Raw genomic sequence first — 21777 nt, 5'->3', positions numbered from 1 at the left:
TCAATGCTGGCGGTTCGTAAAAACTAGAAACATCCATAAGGGCACTCTCATGAACAAATTGCTTTCCCTCGCAGTAGCCGCCGCGCTTTCGCTGGGTGGCGTGGCAGCGGCACAGGCTGTGGAAATCACCGGGGCAGTCGGCGCCACCAGCCAGAGCGGCATGACCTACCGCATCGGTGCCGGCTGGAACTGGGACAAGAGCTGGTGGCAGAGCTCCACCGGCCGCCTGACCGGTTACTGGGATGCGGGCTACACCTACTGGGAAGGTGACAACGGCCATTCTTCCGACCAGCATTCGCTGTCCTTCGCCCCGGTGTTCGTCTACGAATTCGGCCAGGGTCAGGTGAAGCCCTTTGTCGAGGCCGGTATCGGCGTCTCGGTCTTCTCCAGCACCAAGGTCGGCGAACAGGACCTGGGTTCGGCCTTCAACTTCGAAGACCGCATCGGTTTGGGCCTGAAGTTCGGCGACACCCAGCGCGTCGGCATCCGCGCGACCCACTATTCCAACGCCGGCATCAAGCAGCCCAACGATGGCATCGAGTCCTATGCGCTGTTCTACAGCCATACCCTCTGATCCAGGGCTGCTATGAAAAAAGCCGGACCTAGTCCGGCTTTTCCGTTTCCGTCTTGCGCGCCATGCCGCGGTAGGCGGCCAGGGCGCGCTGGCGACTCTCGCCCAGGTCCACCAGCGGCGTCAGGTAGCGGCCCCCGGGGGTGTGCACGGCCTTGCCCTTGAGGTCGGCCAGCTCCGGTATCCAGGTGCGCACATAATCGCCCCGGGCATCGATCTTGAGCGCCTGGGTATGGGGATTGAACACCCGGAAATAGGGCACCGAATCGGTACCGGTGGAGGCGCTCCACTGCCAGCCGCCGTTGTTGGAGGCCAGGTCGCCGTCGATGAGGTGCTGCATGAACCAGCGTTCACCTTCACGCCAGTCGATCAGCAGATTCTTGCAGAGAAACATGGCGGTCAGCATGCGCATGCGATTGTGCATCCAGCCGGTCTGCAGGAGCTGGCGCATGGCGGCATCGATGATGGGAATCCCGGTGCGCCCCTGCTGCCAGGCGTCGAGGCCTTCGCGGTCGTCACGCCAGGGCAGGGCGGCCAGGTCCCGGTTGAACGGCTGGTGCCGCGAAACCCAGGGATAGCCCACCAGTACGTGGCGATAGAATTCGCGCCAGAGCAACTCGGTGATCCAGGTGGCCGCCCCCTGCTTGCCGCCGCTGAGCAGGCCGTCATTGGCGCGGACCGCCGCCTGCAGGCACTGCCGGGGCGTCAGCACGCCGGCGTTGAGGTAGGCGGACAACCGGCTGGTACCGGGTGTGGAGGGAATGTCCCGCGCCTGGTGATAGTCCTCCAGGTCGTCCTGGATAAAGGCCTGCAGACGCTGCAGGGCGGCCTCTTCACCGGCCGGCCACAGCTGTTGCACCTCGAGCGAGATGGCCGCAAAGCCAGCGACCGAGGTGGGCAGGTCATCCGCCTGGACCAGACTTTTCTTCTGCTTGCCGGGAGCGGGCAGGGGCGTCGGCAGACCGGTTTCCAGGCGTGCCAGGCAGGTCTTCCTGAACTGGCCGAAGACCTTGAAATAGCCGCCGCTCTTGGTCAGCACCGTACCCGGCGCGAACAGCGTCTGGTCCAGATAGCGATGGGCCGTCAGCCCCGCCGCTTCGAAGGCTTCAGCCACGGCGTCGTCGCGCGCGGCTTCGTTGACCCCGTATTCGTCATTGAAGTGCAGGTGTTCGAGGTCCAGTTCCCTGGCCAGCTCGAGCAACACCTGGGGTGCCTGTTCCCAGCGCTCGGCGCTACGCACCAGCAGGGGGATACCGAGAGAACCGAGCGTCTTGCCCAGTTCGGCGAGATTGCGCAGCCAGAAATCGACCTTGACCGCCGCCTCGTCATGTTCCTGCCACTGGGCAGGGCTCAGCAGGAAGACGGCCACCACCGGACCCTGTTCGGCGGCGGCGTGGAGAGCGGGATGATCGAGGGTGCGCAGGTCGGTACGAAACCAGACGAGCTGACTCATGCATGGCGATCCTGGCGCAGGAGGCCGGCACTCTGCAGGCGATCGAAGGCCTCCCCCGGGCTGCGCGCCGGTGCGGCGTCGGCGGTGAGGGATTCGCCCAGAGCGCCCAGGGTCAGGCAGGGGCGGGCATGGCGGTTGGCGAAGGTCTGCAGCTGGCGGCGCAGCTCGCTGTCGGGTCGACTGTCACGGCAGAGCACCAGCGCGCGGGGCTCCAGCTGCTCGACCAGGCGATCCAGATTGCCCGCGGGGACCGCCCATTCCACGATCTCGACCGGGCACTCGGCGGCGCTGATCAGCCAGGCGCAGAGCCACAGGGACACGTTAATCGGCGTGTCGTCAAGATTGAGCAGCACCAGGGGGGCGCCTCTCAGGCTGTGCTGGCTGTGGTAGATCCGCGCGCCCAGCTTGCTGCGCAGCCAGGACTGGAAGAACACCTGTTGCAAGCGGCCATCGTCGGTGGCCTGGCTCAGGCGCTCCAGTTCCCGCAGCAGCGGCCAGAGCAACTGGTCCAGCAGCACCCGCGGGGGATAGAGCGAGGCGGCGCGATTGTAGGCTTCGTCCAGGGCGCGCGAGGCCAGCCGGCCGATGGCGTCCATCATCTCCTGATGGATGCCCTGCCAAGGCGTGTCGCTAGGTACCGCGGCGGGCCGCTGTTCGTCGAGCAGTCCCTTGACCTGGCTGACCGCCACGCCGCGGGCGATCCAGGCGAGGATCTGCTGCACCCGGACCACATGGGCCTCGCTGTACAGCCGATGGCCCTTGGGGGTGCGCTTGGGCACCAGCAAGCCATAGCGCCGCTCCCAGGCCCTCAACGTCACGGCGTTCACGCCGGTGCGCCGGGCGATTTCCCGGATGGGCAGCCAGCCCTCATGGAGAGCGGACTGGTAGTCCTGCTCTTCGGCGTTGGACGACGAAGGCAAGGGAGAGGCGCTAGATGGCATTTCGCAGACTCAGGCGTTCGGGGTGCGGTTGGAGATAGGCCTGCTCGTTCACATAACGATCCGGATGCTGGCGGAAGTGGTGCTTGAGCAGCGTTAGGGGCACGACCAGAGGAACGACGCCCTCGTGGTACTGCTCGATGAGCTGTTGCATTTCCTGCTTCTCGCTGTCGCTCAGGACCCGACGCAGATAACCGAATAGATGATAGAGCACATTGCAGTGAGTACCACGGGTAGCGCACTTTTTCAGTGCAGCCATCAGGCCACTGAAATACTCCTGTCCCAGCTCGTCCAGATTGCGCTGGCCGATGCTGCCGACCAACTGACCAAGCGCCCGGGCCCGGTGGGCATCATGGGCCATGAGTTGGTACTTGTAGCGCGAATGATAGGACAGCAGGGCACGTGCCGTCAGGCCTTGTTGCATGAGCTGCAGCCAATGAGCGTGGGCGAAGACGCGGGTGACGAAGTTTTCCCGCAGCACCGGATCATTCAGGCGCCCGGCTTCTTCCACCGGCAAGTCCGGTCGTAGACGCATGATGGCGGCGGCGAACAGGCCGCGACCGTCGGTTTCGCTGCCCTGGCCATTGGCGTGATAGACCTTGACCCTTTCCATGCCACAGGAAGGCGATTTCTGCATGAAGATGAAGCCGGACAGGTCGGTGAGCTCGCCCGCCATCTTTTCCCCGTAGCCGGTCAGGGCGGCGGTCACGTCGAGGCTGGGGTCGACGGTGCCCACCGCGCGCGGCGCCTGGGAGTCGCCCACCAGGCGGATGGGTTCGCGTGGCGTGCCGAGGCCGATGGCCATTTCCGGGCAGACCCGGACGAAGTCGAAGTGCTCGGCGAAGGTCTGGCTGCAGAGCCGGGATTCCTTGTGTCCACCGTTATAGCGGACTTCGTCACCCAGCAGGCAGGCACTGATGCCCAGGCGCGGGCGGGGCAGGCTGGAGGAGGAGTTGGCAAGCATGGAGATCCCCTGTCGTGTATTTTCTTGTACAAGGTTTTCCTATTTGTACAAGTTTGGTGCAACTTTCGACAGGGGGCTGCGGCAAAAGATTCGCCGCAGGTTACAGACGGCGTGCGCTTCGTCGCTTAATCCAGACTGCTCAGGAGCTGCTGCGCAGCCTCATGACCACTCAACCAGGCCCCTTCCACCCGCCCGCTGGAGCACCAGTCGCCACAGACGAAGACGCCCATGTCGGGGTCGGCCAGGGCGCCCCACTGGTGAGGTTGCGCGGGGCGTGCATAGAGCCAGCGATGGGCCAGGGTAAAGGCCGGCGCCGGCAGCGGACAGCCGATCAGCTCGGCGAAGGCGCCGTGCAGACGTTCGATCACCGCGTCCTTGGAGGCATCGATGTGCGCCTTGCTCCAGGCGCTGGTGGCGTGCAGCACCCAGGTGTCCAGGGTGGTGTCGCGCCCGGGCTTGCAGCGATTGCGCGCCAGCCAGTCCAGTTCGCTGCCCTGCACGAAGCAGCCTTCCACCGGGGTCTGCAGGGGCGTGGCGAAGGCCAGGGCCACCGACCAGGTCGGTTCCATGCTGACGCCGGCCACGGTGGCCGCCAGCTTGGGCACGCTGGAGAGCAGGGCGGTGGCCTGGGGCGCCGGCATGGCGATGACGACCTGGGCGAAGGGGCCGTGGGTCTCGCCGCTGGCGTCCAGCAGGTGCCAGTGCTGGGCGCCGCGAAAGACCTCGGTGATGCGGCAGTCGAAGGTGACCGGCAGATCGGCCAGCAGGTGGCGGGTGATGGCGCTCATGCGCGGCACCCCGACCCAGCGCGGCTGCTCGTCCTGGGAGGGACTCAGGCGCCCGTCGCGATACTGGTAGAGCACCGGATTCCATTCGGCCGCGCAACCGGCTCGCCGCCATTCGTTGAGGGCGTCGATGAAGCGCCGGTCGCGGGCGGTGAAATACTGGGCGCCCAGGTCCAGGGCACCGGCTTCGCTGCGCTTGCTGGCCATGCGGCCGCCGCTGCCGCGGCTCTTGTCGAAGATCTGGACCTGCTGCCCGGCGCGAATCAGCGTCTGGGCCGCGGCAAGTCCGGCTATTCCTGCGCCAACGATGGCGATGGGGGCAGTCATGATGGACCTCGCTTGTCTGACGATTCGCCCTTGTCGAACGTTTGCGCGCGCAAGGGCTCTACGGCTACGACTGGCAACCGTTCTGGATCTTTCGACCCACGACCATACCAAACAATCCTCTTCCCTTCGTTCAGATGCATACGGGCGGCAGGGCAATACGAGAAGGAAGTGACGACATGCATATCCTGCTGACAGGTGGCACCGGATTGATCGGCCGCGCGCTGTGCCGCCAATGGGCGGCTGCCGGGCACCAGCTCACCGTGCTCAGCCGCGATCCGGCGCGGGTGACGCGCGAATGCGGACCCGGCGTGCGCGGTATCGCCCAGCTGGACGCGCTGGGCGACGAACACCTGGACGCGGTGGTCAACCTGGCCGGCGCGCCCATCGCCGACAAGCCCTGGACCCGCAGTCGCAAGGCCGAACTCTGGCAGAGCCGCATCGGCACCACCGAGCGCCTGATCGAGTGGCTGCGCGGGCGCCCGCAGAAACCCGCGGTCCTGCTCTCCGGCTCGGCCACCGGCTTCTATGGCGACAGCGGCGAAAAACCGGTGAGCGAGGCCGACAGCCTGGCCGGCCCCGACTTCGCTGGCGAGCTGTGCCTGGCCTGGGAGCAGATCGCCAACGAGGCCGAGCAACTGGGCATCCGCGTGGTCAACCTGCGCACCGGCCTGGTACTGGCCGCCGACGACGGCTTTCTGCTGCGCCTGCTGCCGCCCTTCCGCTTCGGCCTGGGCGCGCGCCTGGGCAGCGGACGCCAATGGATGCCCTGGATTCATTTACAGGATCAAATCGGGGCCATCGATTTTCTTCTCAACCGAAGCGACGCCCAGGGTCCCTATAATCTCTGTGCCCCCCAGCCGGTCCGCAACCGCGAGTTCACCGAAGCGCTGGGGCGGGCCTTGCGGCGCCCGGCGCGATTGCTGATTCCCGCCTTCGCCCTGCGCTTGATGGGAGAGCTGTCCATCCTCCTGCTGGGTGGTCAGCGCGCCCGACCCGAGCGCCTGCTCGCGGCCGGGTATGTCTTTCGCTATCCCGAGCTGGACGCGGCCCTGGCCGACCTGCTCGCTGCCAAGGATTCACGATGACTACCAACGCTCTGCTGCTCGCCAACCTGGGTTCGCCCGATTCGCCCCACGTCCCCGACGTGAAGCGCTATCTGAACCAGTTCCTGATGGACCCCTATGTGGTCGATCTGCCCTGGCCGCTGCGCCGTCTGCTGGTGTCCCTGGTGCTGATCAAGCGACCCGCCGCCTCGGCCGAGGCCTATGAGTCGATATGGTGGGACGACGGCTCGCCGCTGATCGTGCTCAGCCGCCGCCTGCAGGAGGCCGTGCGGCCCCTCTGGCGCCACGGTCCGGTGGAGTTGTGCATGAGATACGGCGAGCCTTCGGTGGAATCGGTGCTCAAGCGCCTGGCCAGCCAGGGCATCCGCGAAGTGACCTATGCGCCGCTCTATCCGCAGTTCGCCGACAGCACCACCACCACCGCCATCGTCGAGGCACGGCGGGTGATCGAGGCCCATCAGCTGCCGCTGACGCTGAAGATCCTGCCGCCCTTCTACGATCGTCCGGAATACCAGGCGGCGCTGGCGGCCAGCGTCGAGCCCTATCTCGAGGAGCCCTACGACCACCTGTTGCTGTCCTTCCACGGCCTGCCCGAGCGGCACATCCGCAAGCTGGTCAAGGATCGCAGCCACGACCTGCGCGCGCCCGACAGCAGCAAGGTCAGCGCCAAGGCCCTGGCCGTCTGCTATCGCAGCCAGTGCCAGCGCACCGCCGAGCTGGTGGCCCGGCGCCTGGGCATTCCCGATGGCAAGTGGTCGGTGTCCTTCCAGTCACGGCTGGGCAAGGACAAGTGGATCGAGCCCTACACCGAGGCGCGGCTGGACGAGCTGGCCAAGGCCGGCGTGAAGCGCCTGCTGGTGATGTGCCCGGCCTTTGTCGCCGACTGCATCGAGACACTGGAAGAGATCGGCGATCGCGGGCGCGAGCAGTTCATCGAAGCCGGTGGCCGGGAGCTGGTGCTGATCCCCTGCGTCAACGACAACCCGGCCTGGGCGCAGGCGCTGGTGGAACTGTGCGAAGAGGTGGCGGAGCTGCCGCCGCAGCCCATCGAGCAACCCAAGATGCCGGCCTAGGCCGGCATCTGGAGGGGTGCCGTCATAGCAGCGGACGCTCAGGCGGCTCGGCGTCCTTCTTCCAGGCGTTGTGCCCGGGCAGGACCAGGTTGAGGCCGATGGCGATCAGGCCGCAGAGGGAGATGCCCTTGAGGCCGATCTCGCCGTTGCCGAAGACGATGCCGCCGATGCCGAACACCAGGGTCACCGAGACGATCACCAGGTTGCGCGCCTCGGACAGATCCACCTGATGGCGGATCAGGATGTTCAGCCCCACCACCGCGATGGAGCCGAACAGCAGGCAGAGAATGCCGCCCATGACCGGCACCGGGATGGTCTGCAGCGCCGCGCCGAACTTGCCGACGAAAGCCAGCACCATGGCGAAGCCCGCCGCCCACAGCATGACCCGCGGATTGTGGTTCTTGGTCAGCATCACCGCGCCGGTCACCTCGGCGTAGGTGGTGTTGGGCGGTCCGCCGAACAGGCCGGCGGAGGAGGTGGCCAGGCCGTCACCCAGCAGGGTGCGGTGCAGACCGGGTTGCTTGAGGTAGTTCTTGCCGGTCACCCCGCCCACCGCAATCACCCCGCCGACATGCTCGATGGCCGGCGCCAGGGCCACCGGGACCATGAACAGGATGGCGCCCCAGTGGAATTCCGGTGCGACGAAGGCCGGGATCGCCAGCCAGGGCGCAGCGCCGATGCCCTCGGTATGGACGATGCCGAAGACGAAGGCCAGCGCGTAGCCGACGAAGACCCCGGCGAGGATGGGCACCAGGCGGAACATGCCCTTGCCGTAGATGGCCACCAGCAGGGTGGTGACCAGCGCCGGCATGGAGATCATCATCGCCGTGGCATAGGGCACCAGCTGGGCGCTGCCGTCACCGGCCTTGCCCATGGCCATGTTGGCCGCCACCGGCGATAGGCCCAGGCCGATGGAAATGATCACCGGGGCGATCACCACCGGCGGCAGCAGGCGGTCGATGAAGCCCACGCCACGCAGCTTCACCGCCAGCCCCAGGAAGGTGTAGACGAAGCCGGCCGCCACCACGCCGCCCAGCACCGCCGGCAGGCCGAATTCGGCCTTGGCGGCGATGATCGGGGCGATGAAGGCAAAGCTCGACGCCAGGAACACCGGGACCTGACGGCCGGTGACCAGATGGAACAGCAGGGTGCCGAAGCCTGCGGTGAAGAGGGCCACATTGGGGTCCATGCCGGTGATCAGCGGCATCAGCACCAGGGCGCCAAAGGCCACGAAGAGCATCTGGGCGCCGACCAGGATCTCCCGCCAGAGCGGTTCCCGCGCGGTCACGCTCAGGCGTCCTTCTGCTTGGTGCCGAAGATCTTGTCACCGGCATCGCCCAGGCCCGGCAGGATGTAGCCATGCTCGTTGAGGCGCTCGTCGATGGAGGCGGTGTAGAGGCGCACGTCCGGATGGGCTTGCTCGACCGCGGCGATGCCCTCGGGCGCCGCGACCAGCACCAGGGCGCGGATTTCCTTGGCCCCGGCCTTCTTCAGCAGGTCGATGGTGGCGATCAGGGAGCCGCCGGTGGCCAGCATGGGATCGATGATCATGGCCAGGCGCTGGTCCAGTTCCCCCACCAGCTTTTCCAGGTAGGTGTGGGCCTGCAGGGTGGATTCGTTGCGGGCAAGGCCGACCACGCTGACCCGGGCGCTGGGGATCAGGCTGAGCACGCCGTCGAGCATGCCGATGCCGGCGCGCAGGATGGGCACCACGGTGACCTTCTTGCCGGAGATCTTTTCCACCTTGACGGTGCCGCACCAGCCCTCGATGTCCACCTCTTCCACCGGCAGGTCCTTGGTCGCCTCGTAGGTCAGCAGGGCACCGACTTCCTGGGCCAGTTCACGGAAGTTCTTGGTGCTGATGTCGGCGCGCCGCATCAGACCGAGCTTGTGACGGATGAGCGGGTGGCGGATTTCGTGGACGGGCATGGGATTCTCCAGAGACGGTAGGGCAGCGGATCGAGGGCGGTTTCGGTACGACCGGCGGCCCGAAGGCCTGCCGCAGGAAGGGCAGGCGCACAAAAAAACCGCGGTACATTAAAGCATCCGGCTCGAGGTGGGCAGTACCCTGCGACAATAGTAGCCGCCTGGCGGCGCTTGAGATCGGTCCGCGGTGTCTGTACCTTTGCCGCCTTTTATCCGCGCCAACCACCCCGCAGGCGCCCCGTCCCCCGGAGAAGCCCCATGTCCGCCGATCTCGCCCACATCCGCCAGGTCATGCAGGAAGCCGATTGCCTGTATGACGAAGCCCAGGTCGAAGCGGCCATCGACCGGATCGCCGCGGCCATCACCGCCGATCTCGCCGAGCGCAATCCGGTGGTCTTCTGCGTCATGAATGGCGGCCTGATCCTGACCGGCAAGCTGGCCACCCGGCTGAATTTCCCGCTGGAAATGTCCTATCTGCACGCCACCCGCTATCGCAACGAGACCACTGGCGGCGAGCTGTTCTGGAAGGCCAAGCCCGAGGTGTCCTTCATCGACCGCGACGTCCTGATCGTCGACGACATCTTCGACGAGGGCCACACCCTCAAGGCCATCATCGACTTCTGCCGCCATGCCGGCGCCCGCGAGGTCCATACCGCGGTGCTGATCGACAAGACCCACGACCGCAAGGTCAAGGGCCTGCAAGCCACCTATGTCGGCCTGCCCTGCATCGATCGCTACATCTTCGGCTACGGCATGGACTACAAGGGCTACTGGCGCAATGCGCCCGGCATCTTCGCCGTGAAGGGACTGTGACCGCCCGGCTGTTCGATCAGGCGCTGTTCGCCGACCTGCTCAGGCAGGCGGCGGCCAGTCCGCGCCGCCGTGCCCATCACAACCTGCACGCCATGGACGAGCCCTGCCATCGCCTGGTGGTGGGGATGTGCGAGGACAGCTACATCCCGCCCCATCGCCACCTGGATCCGCACAAGGCCGAGAGTCTGCTGGTGCTGCAGGGCCGACTCGGGCTGCTGACCTTCAGCGAAGAAGGGCAGGTGCTGCTGCGCCGCGAGTTGTCCCAGCGCGCCGGTTGCCCGGGCGTCGATCTCGCCCCCGGGCACTACCATGCGCTGGTTGCCCTGGAGGGCGACTGCCTGTTCTTCGAATGCAAGGCAGGGCCCTTCGTGCCTCTGGGCGAAGGTGAGCGACCCGACTGGGCACCGCTGGAAGGCGCCACCGATGCCGAGCGCTATCGCCGCTGGATGCGCGCTCAATTCGATTGAACTTTTGATCGGGGTCGCGGTATTGCCCTGGCTTTGTCACTGGCGGGCAGGCGAGGGGCGGGGTTAGAATCGGTCCTCTTTTCTCCAAAGAATCCCCCAGCACAGGTAGCCAAAGGATGCGCAAGGATAAAAAGCAGGTCATCGGTGAAGAGATCAGCGACGAGCAGATCAAGCTGTTTCTCGCGGTCGAGCCGGCGGACGATACCCCCGCGTCTCTGCACAAGCTGGTCAAGGCCTATCGCGGTCTGCGTCCGGACGATTTCGAGCGCTTCGTCGGCTTCTTCGTCGAGGCCGGCTATGATCTGGATGCCCGTAACGATCAGGGTGAAGACTTCATCGAGCTGATCCGCAGCCATCGCCAGGCCGAGCCCTATATCGACGCCCTGCGCGCCGCGCACGCCTGATCTGCCACGGCCAAAAAGAAACCCCGCCAAGGCGGGGTTTCTTTTTGCCTGGAGTTCGGGCCGCCTGAGCGGCCCGCACTTCATCAGGCTTCGCGGTTGCGGGTCAGCAGCGCGGGCTTCTCGCTGCGCGGCCGGCTCGGCAGGTCTTCCAGCTGCTCCAGGGTCGGCAGGCGGTCGGCACGCGACGGCTTGTGCACGATCTTCGGTTGCGGCTTGCTCGATGCCCGCTCTTCCTGGGCATAGGCACGCGGCTCGCTGGGTGCGGCCTCGTAGGGGCGGGCGGCGCGGGGCTGGCCATTCTGGCCACGGCGCTTGCCGGGCTGCTGCTGTTGCTGGCCACGCTGGGCGCGGGCAGCGCCCTGACCCTGACGGGGCTGCTGACCATTGCTGCTCGCGGCTGCCGGACGGGCACCGTTGCCGCCGTTGCCACGGCGCTGGCCGTTGCGACCCTTGCCCTGGTAGGGGCTGACGTAGTCGACGCTGTTGCCGAAGTTATCGTAATCGTCGTCCAGGAATTCTTCCGGATCACGATTGCGCGGCTGCTGGGCCGCGGCCTGGCCGGGTTGCGCGTTGGTCTGACCGGCGTCATCGCGATCACGGCGGTCGCGACGATTGCGGGTACGGCCCTTGCGCTCGCCCTGGGGCTGGGCACCGGACTGCTCGCCACTGGCGGCCTTGCCCTGGTTCTGGCCCTGGCCCTGATTCTGGCCTTTGCCTTCGCTGCGCGCCGGCTTGTCGGCCTTCTTCTGGCGATTCTGCTGCGGCTTGCCACGCGGCTCGCGCGGCGCGCGCACTTCCGGCTGCTCCGGCGGCACGGACTGCGGATCGAAACCCTGCATGTCGCCGTCGGGGATGCTCTGCTTGGTCAGACGCTCGATGGCCTTGAGCAGTTTCTCTTCGTCGGGCGAAACCAGGGAGATGGCTTCGCCGCTACGCCCGGCCCGACCGGTACGGCCGATGCGGTGGACATAGTCTTCCTCGACATTGGGCAGCTCGAAGTTGACCACGTGGGGCAACTGGTCGATGTCCAGGCCGCGGGCGGCGATGTCGGTGGCGACGAGGACGCGAACCTCGTTGCTCTTGAAGTCGGCCAGGGCCTTGGTGCGAGCGTTCTGGCTCTTGTTGCCATGGATCGGCGCGGCCGGCAGGCCATGCTTGTTCAGGTACTCGGCCAGGCGGTTGGCGCCGTGCTTGGTGCGGGTGAACACCAGCACCTGTTCCCAGGCACCCAGGGTGATCAGGTGGGCGAGCAGGGCGCGCTTCTGATTGGCGGGGATGCGGAACAGCCGCTGCTCGATGCGCTCGACGGTGGTGTTCGGCGGGGTGACCTCGATCCGCTCGGGATCCTGCAGCAACTTGCCGGCGAGGTCGGTGATGTCCTTGGAGAAGGTGGCCGAGAACAGCAGGTTCTGGCGGCGGGCCGGCAGACGGGCCAGGACCTTCTTGACGTCGTGGATGAAGCCCATGTCGAGCATGCGGTCGGCTTCGTCCAGCACCAGGATCTCGACGGCGGACAGATCGACGCTCTGCTGACCGGCGAGGTCCAGCAGACGCCCCGGGCAGGCGACGAGCACGTCGACGCCCTTGGCCAGGGCGGTGACCTGCGGCTTGAGGCCGACGCCGCCGAAGACGCAGGCGCTGCGCATGGGCAGGTCACGGGCATAGACCTTGAAGCTGTCGTGGACCTGGGCCGCCAGTTCGCGGGTCGGCGTCAGGACCAGTACGCGCGGCTGCTTGGCCACGTGCTGGCGGCCATCGGGATGACCATTGGGAAACAGGCGCTCGAGCACCGGTAGCGCGAAGCCACCGGTCTTGCCGGTGCCGGTCTGGGCAGCCACCATCAGATCGCGACCCTGCAGGACGGCCGGAATGGCGCGTTGCTGAACAGGAGTGGGATTCGTGTAGCCAGCGTCTTCCACGGCGCGGGCAAGGGCCTCGGAGAGACCGAGGGAAATGAAGGACATGCGGGGTTCCTGTCTCTGTCGGCGTCCCGCCGACGTGGGGGCGCGGTTGCGCTTCCGGTTGACGTCCAAAAGGTTTCGGACATCTCGCCCGCCCTCGTCATCCTGCGCTGGATGAAGAGTCGGGCGATGACCGGTAGCGGTAATCACGATTGGGTGAAGTCGCCGCCAGTTCGCGTGGCCGACTTCAAAAACCGAGGTTTCGCCAGATGGCGATACACGGCTCCGCTTGGTTCAGGGTGTAGAAGTGCACACCGGGTGCCCCGCCTTCGAGCAGTCGCTCGCAGAGGGCGGTCATGACTTCTTCGCCAAAGGCCTGGATGCTCTGGGTGTCGTCACCGTAGGCTTCCAGTTGCTTCCGCAGCCAGCGTGGCAGTTCAGCGCCACAGGCATCGGAGAAGCGCGCCAACTTGCTGTAGTTGGTGATCGGCATGATGCCAGGGATCACTGGAGCTTCGACTCCCAGTTTGCGGACACGTTCCACAAAATGGAAGTAGCAGTCGGCGTTGAAGAAGTACTGGGTGACCGCGCGGTCAGCACCGGCCTGCATCTTGTACACGAAATTGCGCACGTCGTCCGTAAAGCTGCGCGCCTGCGGATGGGTTTCCGGATAGGCGGCGACCTCGATATGGAAGTGATCGCCGGTTTCCTCGCGGATGAAGGCGACCAGATCGCTGGCATAACGCAATTCGCCACCACCGGACAGGCCCATGCCGGACGGCAGGTCGCCGCGCAGGGCGACGATGCGGTTGATGCCGGCTTCCCGGTATTGCTGCAGCAGCTCGCGCAACTTGGCCTTGCTGTCGCCGACGCAGGACAGGTGCGGCGCGGTCGGTACCCCGACCTCGTCGTTGAGCTGGCGCACGGTACGATAGGTGCCGTCGCGGGTGGAGCCGCCAGCGCCGTAGGTGCAGGAAAAGAACTCCGGCCCATGACTCGCCAGCTGCCGCGCGGTGGCGATCAGCTTCTCGTGGCCCGCTTCGGTCTTGCAGGGAAAGAATTCGAAACTCAGACTGGGTTTCACGGCGTCTCTCTCGTGAGCGGCCCCGCCCTGGCGGGCGGGGCTGGCCATCAGTAGCGGTAGCTGTCGGGCTTGAAGGGGCCTTCCTGGGTCACGCCGATGTACTTGGCCTGAGCCTCGGTCAGGCGGGTCACCACGCCACCGAAGCCTTTCACCATTTCCAGCGCCACTTCTTCGTCGAGCTTCTTGGGCAGGACCATGACGGTGACGTTGGCGGTCTTCTCGGCGACCGGCAGGTCGGCGAACTTCTCCTGGTACAGGTGGATCTGCGCCAGCACCTGGTTGGCGAAGGAGCCGTCCATGATGCGGCTGGGGTGACCGGTGGCGTTGCCCAGGTTCACCAGGCGGCCCTCGGCCAGCAGGATCAGGTAGTCGTCATTGGCCGGATCGACGGTCAGGCCGGTGCGGTGGATCTTGTGCACCTGCGGCTTCACCTCTTCCCAGCCCCAGTGCTGGCGCATGAAGGCGGTGTCGATCTCGTTGTCGAAGTGGCCGATGTTGCACACCAGGGCGCGCTTCTTCAGGGCCTTGAGCATGTTGGCGTCACAGACGTTGACGTTGCCGGTGGTGGTGACGATCAGGTCGATCTTGCCCAGCAGGGCGCGATCCACGGAGGCTTCGGTGCCGTCGTTGAGGCCGTCGACATAGGGCGAGACCAGCTCGTAGCCGTCCATGCAGGCCTGCATGGCACAGATCGGATCGACTTCCGAGACCTTGACGATCATGCCTTCCTGGCGCAGCGAGGCGGCCGAGCCCTTGCCCACGTCGCCGTAGCCGATCACCAGCGCCTGCTTGCCGGACAGCAGGTGGTCGGTGGCGCGCTTGATGGCGTCGTTGAGGCTGTGGCGGCAGCCGTACTTGTTGTCGTTCTTGCTCTTGGTGACCGAGTCGTTGACGTTGATCGCCGGGACCTTGAGGGTGCCGTCCTTGAGCATGTCCAGCAGGCGGTGCACGCCGGTGGTGGTCTCTTCGGTGATGCCGTGCACGCGCTCCAGCACCTGGGGGTACTTGTCGTGCAGGATCTGGGTCAGGTCACCGCCGTCGTCCAGCACCATGTTGGCGTCCCAGGGCTGGCCATCCTTGAGGATGGTCTGCTCGATGCACCACTCGTATTCGGCTTCGGTCTCGCCCTTCCAGGCGAACACCGGGATGCCGGCGGCGGCGATGGCGGCCGCGGCCTGGTCCTGGGTGGAGAAGATGTTGCAGCTCGACCAGCGCACTTCGGCGCCCAGGGCCACCAGGGTCTCGATGAGCACGGCGGTCTGGATGGTCATGTGGATGCAGCCGAGGATCTTGGCGCCAGCCAGGGGTTGCTCGCCGGCGTACTTGCGTCTCAGACCCATGAGGGCGGGCATTTCCGATTCGGCGATGATGACTTCGCGACGACCCCAGTCGGCCAGGGAGATGTCGGCGACCTTGAAATCGTTGAAAGCGGCAGGCGTGAGGACAGCGCTCATTGAAGAGTCTCCATTCGTTAGGTGCGAATGGGCGCCGTTGATGCGTTCTGATAACGCTCCGCTCGAGCCTGACAACGTCTGGCGTCATGCCCGCCGAGGGTCCCGCGCCAGCGGCGGGTCGGCTAGGATGGGATAACGCAGCGTGCTGCAGCGCCCCTCGAACGGAAGGCGGGGCGGCCTGGTGGCCGCGATGCGCGGGCAGTATAACGAGGATCGCGATAAACCCAAAGGGTGGCGCTCTGCCTCATGTCGACCGGAATCTACCGCGCGCACCCTGATCTGATGCCTCAAGACCCCGGGAATTCAAGGAGCCCTGATGAACTTCCATACCCGCAAGTGGGTGAAACCCGAAGACCTCAACGCCAATGGCACCCTGTTCGGCGGCAGCCTGCTCAAGTGGATCGACGAGGAGGCGGCGATCTACGCCATCGTGCAGCTGGAAAATCCCAAGGTGGTGACCAAGTACATCTCCGAGATCAACTTCATCAGCGCCTCGCGCCAGGGCGACATCATCGAGCTGGGCATCACCGCCACCGAGTTCGGGCGTACCTCCATCACCCTCAGATGCGAGGTGCGCAACAAGATCACCCGCAAGAGCATCCTCACCATCGACAAGATCGTCTTCGTCAATCTCGACGAGGAAGGCAATCCGGTGCCTCACGGCAAGACCGAGATCACCTACGTCAAGGACAGGTTCAAGGAGTCGCCTTGAGGCCCGCGCGGGTCACGTCCAGCCGCCGTCGCTCGGCCCAGTAGAGCAGCAGTTCGCGCAGCTGCGAGAGTTCGATCGGCTTGCCCATGTGGCCGTCCATGCCGGCCTCCTGGGCGCGATCCTTGTGCTCGGCGAGGATATGGGCGGTGAGGGCCACCACCGGGGTGCGCGACCTATGATTCTGCTGTTCCCAGGCGCGTAGCCGGCGGGTGGCGCCGAAGCCGTCCAGCAGGGGCATCTCGCAATCCATCAGGATCAGGTCGTAGGTGTTCTGCTGGAGCTTTTCGAAGGCTTCCAGGCCGTTGCTCACGGTGTCGGGTTCGACGCCGAGCTTTTTCAGCATGCCGCGGATCACCTTGACCGAGATGCTGTTGTCCTCGGCCACCAGCACGCGGAAATCGCTGGGGATGCCGCTGGGCTGTTCTTCGGGCTCGGGTTCGCTGACCCGCTGGCCGCGGCGCGACAGCTCGTCCGCCAGGGTCGCCCTGAGGGTATAGCCGGCCACCGGCTTGGCCAGCACCCGCTTGATGCCGGCGTTGCGGGCGATGACCTTGCTCGGCGCATTGCTCAGGCCGGTGAGCATGATCAGCAGCAGGTCGTGGTTGAGATTCTCGTCTTCGTTGATGCGCGCGGCCAGCTGCATGCCGGTCATGCCCGGCATCTGCTGGTCGAGCAGCACCACGTCGAAGTATTCCCGCAGGTGCGACTGGGTGCGCAGCAGGGCCAGGGCTTCGCGTCCGGACGCGGCGGTGACCGCCTGCATGCCCCAGGCGCTGCACTGCTGCTGCAGGACCTTGCGGCAGAGCTCGTTGTCGTCGACCACCAGCACCCGTACGTCCTGCAGCGGATAGTCGCTGTCGCCGCGCGACAGCACCAGCGCCTGCGCCGGGATAGGCAGGCTGATCCAGAAGCTGGAACCGCCCTCGGCGTTGTTCTGGATGCCGAAGTCGCCCTGCATCAGCAGCACCAGCTGGCGGGCGATGATCAGGCCGAAATCCAGGCTGTCGGTGTCGCTGGCGAGGAAGTCGCGGCGGTCGAGGTGGGTGGACAGCAGCTGGCGACTCAGGGCCGCATCCAGTGGGGTGCCGCTGTCCTGCACCGAGATGCGCAGGCGTGGCGGCTGGCCGGTGGCCTCTTCCAGGGAGATCACCAGGAGGATCTCGCCTTCCTCGGTGCGCTGGAAGGCGTTTTCCAGCAGGTTGAGCAGGATCTGGCGCAGGCGGGTCGGATCGCCGATGAAACGGCGGGGCACCTGGGGCTGGATGAAGCTGAGCAGTTCGACCCGGTGCTCCTCGGCGCGCGGCCGGAAGATGTCCAGGCAGTCGTCGAGCAGGGCATTGAGGTCGAAGGTGACCTCTTCCAGTTCGATCTGGCCACTTTCCAGACGGGTGATGTCGATGATCTCGTTGATCAGGTTGAGCAGCTCGGCACCGGCGCTGTGGATGGTCTGCACATAGTCGCGCTGCTTGGCCGACAGCGCCGTGCCCTGCAGCAACTCGGTCATGCCCAGCACGCCGTTCATGGGCGTGCGGATCTCGTGGCTGATGCGCGAAAGGAATTCGGCCTTGCCCTTGAGCTCCGCATGGTTGGCCGCTCTGTCACGGGTACGGGTGAAATGCTCTTCGCGCAGATAGCGACGGCGCTCCTCCAGGGCCAGGGTGAGCAGGATGCCGCTGAACATGCAGCTGGCGATCAGGCCGCGGCCCATCCACACCGGCGGATTGGCGTAACCGGCCAGGATCGGCAGGGCGATCAGCCCGGCCAGGGCCAGCAGGGCGCAGCTCACCACCAGCAGCCGCGCATAGCGGGCACCCTGGTGCCAGCGCTCAAGGGCGATGGTCAGGCAGGCGAACAGCGCCAGACCATTGACCACCATGAGCCAGTCGCCGATATAGAACTCGCCGGCGGCGATGCGCACCACGGCGGCCAGGGCGACCAGCGCCAGCAGGCCCCTGAGCGTGCGGCGGATCCACAGCGGCAGTCGCCGCCAGCCAAAGAAGGCCCCCACGAAATTCAGCCCGGCGGCGCTGCAGGCCAGCACCGACAGATCGGTCAGCAGCGGCGTCTGGCCCTTGAAGCCGCCCAGGAAGAACTTACTCAGCCCGAAGATGTTCAGGGCCACGCAGACCAGCATCACCAGCAGCAGGGTGAGGGCGCTGGTGGCGCGACTGCGGTGGTAGAGCAGCTGGGCGCCGTTGTACAGCGCCAGCATGGCCAGGCAGCCGAGCAGCACGCCGAACATCACCAGCCGATGGGTGACCTCTGCTTCGGCACTGCTGCTCAGGGTCAGGGCGATCCGCATCGGCTGGGGCGATTCGAATCTCAGGAAGAGGTCGAGCGGCTGGTCGCTCTGCGGAATCGGAAAGACGAAGTCGCGACTGAGTTGCTGCGGATTGAGCAGCGGCCGCGACAGGCCATCGCGGATCTCGCTGAGCAACTGGTCGTCGCGATAGGCGAAGAAGTCCAGATAGCCGACATTGGGCGAAATGATGCGCAGCAGGCGCTGCTGGGTGTCGGGCTGAATGCGGGTGTGCAGCCAGAGCGCCCCGGGGCCGGCGGGGCGGTGGGCGCGGGCGGTGGTCAGCGGCTTGAAGGCGGACAGCCGGTCACGGACGTCGTCGAGCGAGAATTCGCCGGTGGCGTCCTCGTATTGCGCCCAGCCCGCATCCGGCGAATTCTCGGCCTGCACGGAATTGGCCACCAGCAGCAACAGCAGCCAGCTGACCACAAAGCCTATGGCGATCCAGAGCCGGTGCACGAGAGTTCCCTTCGCAAATGCGGACGTCGAGTATAGATCAGCCCGTCACGTCTGTTGACGTAACAGTGTAACAGGCTGATCCCTTAGGCGAGCTTCACTGTCGCTCGCGGGCGATGGCGCGGTAGCCGATGTCGCTGCGGTAGAAGCAGCCCTTCCAAGAGATTTCCTGGGCCAGCGCATAGGCGTTCTGCTGGGCGGCGGAGACCGTTTCGCCCAGGGCCGTGGCGCACAGCACCCGACCGCCGGCCGTGACGACCTGACCATCGCGCAGGCTGGTGCCGGCGTGGAACACCTTGCCCGGCAGGGCCGCGGCGGCTTCGAGACCGGCGATGGCGTCACCCTTGGCGTAGTCGCCCGGATAGCCGCCGGCGGCCAGGACGATGCCCAGGCTCGGACGCGGATCCCAGCAGGCTTCGATCTTGTCGAGCGCCTCGGCCAGGGCGGCCTCCACCAGCAGCACCAGGCTGGACTGCAGGCGCAGCATCACCGGCTGGGTCTCGGGATCGCCGAATCGGCAGTTGAATTCGATGACCTTGGGCGCACCGCTCTGGTCGATCATCAGACCGGCATAGAGGAAGCCGGTGTAGACATTGCCTTCGCTGGCCATGCCGGCCACGGTGGGCTCGATGATCTCGCGCATGACCCGCTCGTGGACCTCGGGGGTCACCACCGGCGCCGGGGAATAGGCGCCCATGCCGCCGGTGTTGGGACCGCTGTCGCCGTCGCCGACGCGCTTGTGATCCTGGCTGGTGGCCATCGGCAGGACGTGCTTGCCGTCGACCATGACGATGAAGCTGGCTTCCTCGCCGTCGAGGAATTCCTCGATCACCACGCGGGCACCGGCGTCGCCGAAGGCATTGCCGGAAAGCATGTCACGCACGGCGTCCTCGGCTTCGGCGAGAGTCATGGCGACGATCACGCCCTTGCCGGCGGCCAGGCCGTCGGCCTTGATCACGATCGGCGCACCCTGCTCGCGCAGATAGGCCAGGGCCGGCTCCACCTCGGTGAAGTTGGCGTAGGCGGCGGTGGGGATCTGGTGGCGCGCCAGGAAATCCTTGGTGAAGGCCTTGGAGCCTTCCAGCTGGGCCGCACCGGCAGTGGGGCCGAAGCAGGGCAGGCCGCGGCTGCGGAACAGGTCGACCACCCCGGCCACCAGCGGCGCCTCGGGGCCGACGATGGTCAGCTCGACGTTGGCGGCGGCGAAGTCGGCCAGTTGGTCCAGGGCCAGGACGTCCAGGGCGACGTTCTCGCACTTGGCTTCGGTGGCGGTGCCGGCGTTGCCCGGGGCCACATAGACCTTGGTGACCCGGGTGTCCTGGGCGACCTTCCAGGCCAGGGCGTGTTCGCGACCGCCGCTGCCGATGATGAGTACGTTCATGCAGTGTTCCTCTCGGGCGGCCGCAGGGTGGCGTCCGCACTTTGAATTGGAGCGACGGCGAGGCGCGTGCGGCCTCGCCGTGACGGGCCCTTAGTGGCGGAAGTGACGCATGCCGGTAAAGACCATGGCGATGCCGGCTTCGTCGGCGGCGGCGATGACCTCGGCGTCGCGCATGGAGCCGCCCGGCTGGATCACCGCGGTGATGCCGTTGGCCGCGGCGTTGTCGATGCCGTCACGGAAGGGGAAGAAGGCGTCCGAGGCCATGACCGCGCCGGCCACGGCCAGGCCGGCGTGCTCGGCCTTGATGGCGGCGATGCGCGCCGAGTTGACGCGACTCATCTGGCCGGCGCCGATACCCACGGTCTGTTGGCCCTTGGCGTAGACGATGGCGTTGGACTTGACGAACTTGGCCACCTTCCAGGCGAAGATCAGGTCCTGCAGTTCCTGCTCGCTGGGGGCGCGCTGGGTCACCACCTTGAGGTCGGCGGCGGTGATCATGGCGATGTCGCGGCTCTGCACCAGCAGACCGCCATTGACGCGCTTGAGGTCCAGGCCGGGCTTGCGCTCGGCGGGCCACTCGCCGCACTCCAGCAGGCGGACGTTGGCCTTGGCCGCGACGACGTCGCGGGCTTCGGCGCTGACGCGCGGGGCGATGATCACCTCGACGAACTGGCGCTCGACGATGGCGCGGGCGGTCTCGGCGTCCAGTTCGCGGTTGAAGGCGATGATGCCGCCGAAGGCCGACTCGCTGTCGGTGGCATAGGCCAGTTCATAGGCCTGGCGGATGTCGCCGGCCACGGCCACGCCACAGGGGTTGGCGTGCTTGACGATGACGCAGGCCGGCTCCTCGTAGCTCTTGACGGTTTCCAGGGCGGCGTCGGTGTCGGCGACGTTGTTGAAGGACAGTTCCTTGCCCTGCAGCTGGGTGGCGGTGGCCACGCAGGCTTCGCTGGCGTGCTCGACATAGAAGGCCGCCTGCTGGTGCGGGTTCTCGCCGTATCTCATGTCCTGCGCCTTGATGAACTGGGCGCTGAAGGTACGCGGGAAGGCGGCGCGGCCTTCGGTGGACAGGGTCTCGGCCTGCTGGTCGATGCTGCCCAGGTAGTTGGCGATCATGCCGTCGTAGGCGGCGGTGTGCTCGAAGGCCTTGAGCGCCAGGTCGAAGCGCTGGGCATAGGTCAGGCCGCCGGCCTTGAGGTCGTCGAGGATGGACGCGTAGTCGCTGGCATTGACCACGATGGCGACGTCCTTGTGGTTCTTGGCCGCGCTGCGGACCATGGTCGGACCGCCGATGTCGATGTTCTCGATGGCGTCGGCCAGGCTGCAGCCGGGCTTGGCCACGGTGGCGGCGAAGGGGTAGAGATTGACCGCGACCAGGTCGATCGGGCGGATGCCGTGCTCGCTCATGACCTCGTGGTCGATGCCGCGGCGGCCGAGGATGCCGCCGTGGATCTTCGGATGCAGGGTCTTGACGCGGCCGTCCATCATTTCCGGGAAGCCGGTGTAGTCGGCGACTTCCACCGCCGGGATGCCTTCGTCGCGCAGCAGCTTGTAGGTCCCGCCGGTGGACAGGATTTCCACGCCGATGGCCGCGAGTTCACGGGCGAAGTCGACGACGCCCGTCTTGTCGGACACGCTGATCAGCGCACGGCGGACGGGGAGGCGAGAGGTCTGGTCGGTCATGGTCATGTCCATCAGGAGGAGA

General features: G+C 66.3%; 19 protein-coding genes and 1 riboswitch. Of the genes, 7 read left to right on the top strand and 12 right to left on the bottom strand.

Annotated features, from left to right (window positions below; translation table 11 throughout):
* Nucleotides 1–49 precede the first annotated feature (49 nt).
* Nucleotides 50–574 (top strand): acyloxyacyl hydrolase, encoded by a 525-nt coding sequence (locus tag PSK12I2_RS0114420; RefSeq protein WP_027598954.1) that lies wholly within the window; start codon nt 50–52, stop codon nt 572–574.
* Nucleotides 575–602: 28 nt separating this feature from the next.
* Here the strand turns inward: PSK12I2_RS0114420 and phrB are convergent, their stop codons facing one another.
* The 4 genes from phrB to PSK12I2_RS0114400 form a co-directional block, all read right to left on the bottom strand.
* The gene (gene phrB / locus PSK12I2_RS0114415; protein WP_027598953.1) at nt 603–2024 is read right to left on the bottom strand and encodes a deoxyribodipyrimidine photo-lyase; all 1422 of its coding nucleotides are present in this window, start codon (nt 2022–2024) and stop codon (nt 603–605) included.
* Nucleotides 2021–2944 carry a MerR family transcriptional regulator gene (locus PSK12I2_RS0114410; RefSeq protein WP_051398729.1) on the bottom strand — a complete coding sequence of 308 codons (924 nt, stop codon included), beginning with the start codon at nt 2942–2944 and terminating at the stop codon, nt 2021–2023. Before PSK12I2_RS0114410 ends, phrB begins: the two co-directional genes overlap by 4 nt.
* A gap of 10 nt (nt 2945–2954) precedes the next feature.
* Nucleotides 2955–3926 carry a DUF523 and DUF1722 domain-containing protein gene (locus PSK12I2_RS0114405; RefSeq protein ID WP_027598951.1) on the bottom strand — a complete coding sequence of 324 codons (972 nt, stop codon included), beginning with the start codon at nt 3924–3926 and terminating at the stop codon, nt 2955–2957.
* Between the two features lie 125 nt (nt 3927–4051).
* A complete protein-coding gene (locus PSK12I2_RS0114400; RefSeq protein ID WP_077173138.1) occupies nt 4052–5149 on the bottom strand; it encodes an NAD(P)/FAD-dependent oxidoreductase in 1098 nt (365 codons plus the stop codon).
* Nucleotides 5150–5214: 65 nt separating this feature from the next.
* Here PSK12I2_RS0114400 and PSK12I2_RS0114395 point away from each other — a divergent pair, with 65 nt between their 5' ends.
* On the top strand, nt 5215–6123 hold the full coding sequence (locus tag PSK12I2_RS0114395; protein WP_027598949.1) for a TIGR01777 family oxidoreductase: 909 nt from the start codon (nt 5215–5217) through the stop codon (nt 6121–6123).
* Nucleotides 6120–7175: a ferrochelatase gene (locus PSK12I2_RS0114390; RefSeq protein ID WP_027598948.1), complete on the top strand. Its 1056-nt coding sequence runs from the start codon at nt 6120–6122 to the stop codon at nt 7173–7175. Before PSK12I2_RS0114395 ends, PSK12I2_RS0114390 begins: the two co-directional genes overlap by 4 nt.
* A gap of 22 nt (nt 7176–7197) precedes the next feature.
* On the opposite strand, the gene PSK12I2_RS0114385 is transcribed toward PSK12I2_RS0114390, so the two are convergent.
* Nucleotides 7198–8463, bottom strand: coding sequence for a uracil-xanthine permease family protein (locus tag PSK12I2_RS0114385; protein ID WP_027602879.1), 1266 nt, complete (start codon nt 8461–8463; stop codon nt 7198–7200).
* 2 nt (nt 8464–8465) lie between these two features.
* Nucleotides 8466–9104 (bottom strand): uracil phosphoribosyltransferase, encoded by a 639-nt coding sequence (gene upp / locus PSK12I2_RS0114380; protein WP_027598946.1) that lies wholly within the window; start codon nt 9102–9104, stop codon nt 8466–8468.
* A 255-nt stretch (nt 9105–9359) separates the two neighbouring features.
* Between upp and PSK12I2_RS0114375 the strand changes: the two genes are divergently transcribed.
* The 3 genes from PSK12I2_RS0114375 to PSK12I2_RS0114365 all read left to right on the top strand — a co-directional run bounded on the left by PSK12I2_RS0114375 (nt 9360) and on the right by PSK12I2_RS0114365 (nt 10785).
* Complete coding sequence (locus PSK12I2_RS0114375) at nt 9360–9914, top strand: hypoxanthine-guanine phosphoribosyltransferase (RefSeq protein WP_027598945.1); 555 nt, start codon at nt 9360–9362, stop codon at nt 9912–9914.
* Complete coding sequence (locus PSK12I2_RS0114370) at nt 9911–10381, top strand: WbuC family cupin fold metalloprotein (protein ID WP_027598944.1); 471 nt, start codon at nt 9911–9913, stop codon at nt 10379–10381. The genes PSK12I2_RS0114375 and PSK12I2_RS0114370 overlap by 4 nt, the downstream gene beginning before the upstream one ends.
* A gap of 116 nt (nt 10382–10497) precedes the next feature.
* The gene (locus tag PSK12I2_RS0114365; RefSeq protein WP_007161573.1) at nt 10498–10785 is read left to right on the top strand and encodes a PA4642 family protein; all 288 of its coding nucleotides are present in this window, start codon (nt 10498–10500) and stop codon (nt 10783–10785) included.
* An 83-nt stretch (nt 10786–10868) separates the two neighbouring features.
* On the opposite strand, the gene PSK12I2_RS0114360 is transcribed toward PSK12I2_RS0114365, so the two are convergent.
* From PSK12I2_RS0114360 to ahcY, 3 genes are all read right to left on the bottom strand, one after another.
* Nucleotides 10869–12749 (bottom strand): DEAD/DEAH box helicase, encoded by a 1881-nt coding sequence (locus PSK12I2_RS0114360; protein WP_027598943.1) that lies wholly within the window; start codon nt 12747–12749, stop codon nt 10869–10871.
* Between the two features lie 184 nt (nt 12750–12933).
* The gene (gene metF / locus PSK12I2_RS0114355; protein WP_223855405.1) at nt 12934–13818 is read right to left on the bottom strand and encodes a methylenetetrahydrofolate reductase [NAD(P)H]; all 885 of its coding nucleotides are present in this window, start codon (nt 13816–13818) and stop codon (nt 12934–12936) included.
* Nucleotides 13818–15224, bottom strand: coding sequence for an adenosylhomocysteinase (gene ahcY, locus PSK12I2_RS0114350; protein WP_007161576.1), 1407 nt, complete (start codon nt 15222–15224; stop codon nt 13818–13820). The genes metF and ahcY overlap by 1 nt, the downstream gene beginning before the upstream one ends.
* A gap of 22 nt (nt 15225–15246) precedes the next feature.
* A riboswitch (S-adenosyl-L-homocysteine riboswitch) is annotated at nt 15247–15389 on the bottom strand.
* Between the two features lie 151 nt (nt 15390–15540).
* Between ahcY and PSK12I2_RS0114345 the strand changes: the two genes are divergently transcribed.
* Nucleotides 15541–15936, top strand: coding sequence for an acyl-CoA thioesterase (locus PSK12I2_RS0114345; protein WP_007161577.1), 396 nt, complete (start codon nt 15541–15543; stop codon nt 15934–15936).
* Here the strand turns inward: PSK12I2_RS0114345 and PSK12I2_RS0114340 are convergent.
* The 3 genes from PSK12I2_RS0114340 to purH form a co-directional block, all read right to left on the bottom strand.
* Entirely contained in the window at nt 15920–18694 is a 2775-nt protein-coding gene (locus PSK12I2_RS0114340) for a response regulator (RefSeq protein WP_027598942.1), read from the bottom strand. The two genes, PSK12I2_RS0114345 and PSK12I2_RS0114340, sit on opposite strands and share 17 nt — an antisense overlap.
* 94 nt (nt 18695–18788) lie before the next feature.
* Nucleotides 18789–20072: a phosphoribosylamine--glycine ligase gene (purD, locus tag PSK12I2_RS0114335; protein ID WP_027598941.1), complete on the bottom strand. Its 1284-nt coding sequence runs from the start codon at nt 20070–20072 to the stop codon at nt 18789–18791.
* Between the two features lie 90 nt (nt 20073–20162).
* A complete protein-coding gene (purH, locus tag PSK12I2_RS0114330) occupies nt 20163–21755 on the bottom strand; it encodes a bifunctional phosphoribosylaminoimidazolecarboxamide formyltransferase/IMP cyclohydrolase (protein ID WP_027598940.1) in 1593 nt (530 codons plus the stop codon).
* Nucleotides 21756–21777 lie beyond the last annotated feature (22 nt).

This window comes from Pseudomonas sp. MOIL14HWK12:I2, from assembly GCF_000510745.1.
Lineage (GTDB): Bacteria > Pseudomonadota > Gammaproteobacteria > Pseudomonadales > Pseudomonadaceae > Chryseomonas > Chryseomonas oryzihabitans.
This window is presented reverse-complemented; position numbering and strand designations above follow the sequence as displayed.

Coding starts and splice junctions, on each gene's coding strand:
- PSK12I2_RS0114420 (WP_027598954.1), top strand. CDS start 50: ATGAACAAATTGCTTTCCCTCGCAGTAGCCGCCGCGCTTTCGCTGGGT.
- phrB (WP_027598953.1), bottom strand. CDS start 2,024: ATGAGTCAGCTCGTCTGGTTTCGTACCGACCTGCGCACCCTCGATCAT.
- PSK12I2_RS0114405 (WP_027598951.1), bottom strand. CDS start 3,926: ATGCTTGCCAACTCCTCCTCCAGCCTGCCCCGCCCGCGCCTGGGCATC.
- PSK12I2_RS0114395 (WP_027598949.1), top strand. CDS start 5,215: ATGCATATCCTGCTGACAGGTGGCACCGGATTGATCGGCCGCGCGCTG.
- PSK12I2_RS0114390 (WP_027598948.1), top strand. CDS start 6,120: ATGACTACCAACGCTCTGCTGCTCGCCAACCTGGGTTCGCCCGATTCG.
- upp (WP_027598946.1), bottom strand. CDS start 9,104: ATGCCCGTCCACGAAATCCGCCACCCGCTCATCCGTCACAAGCTCGGT.
- PSK12I2_RS0114375 (WP_027598945.1), top strand. CDS start 9,360: ATGTCCGCCGATCTCGCCCACATCCGCCAGGTCATGCAGGAAGCCGAT.
- PSK12I2_RS0114365 (WP_007161573.1), top strand. CDS start 10,498: ATGCGCAAGGATAAAAAGCAGGTCATCGGTGAAGAGATCAGCGACGAG.
- PSK12I2_RS0114360 (WP_027598943.1), bottom strand. CDS start 12,749: ATGTCCTTCATTTCCCTCGGTCTCTCCGAGGCCCTTGCCCGCGCCGTG.
- metF (WP_223855405.1), bottom strand. CDS start 13,818: ATGGCCAGCCCCGCCCGCCAGGGCGGGGCCGCTCACGAGAGAGACGCC.
- ahcY (WP_007161576.1), bottom strand. CDS start 15,224: ATGAGCGCTGTCCTCACGCCTGCCGCTTTCAACGATTTCAAGGTCGCC.
- PSK12I2_RS0114345 (WP_007161577.1), top strand. CDS start 15,541: ATGAACTTCCATACCCGCAAGTGGGTGAAACCCGAAGACCTCAACGCC.
- purD (WP_027598941.1), bottom strand. CDS start 20,072: ATGAACGTACTCATCATCGGCAGCGGCGGTCGCGAACACGCCCTGGCC.
- purH (WP_027598940.1), bottom strand. CDS start 21,755: ATGACCGACCAGACCTCTCGCCTCCCCGTCCGCCGTGCGCTGATCAGC.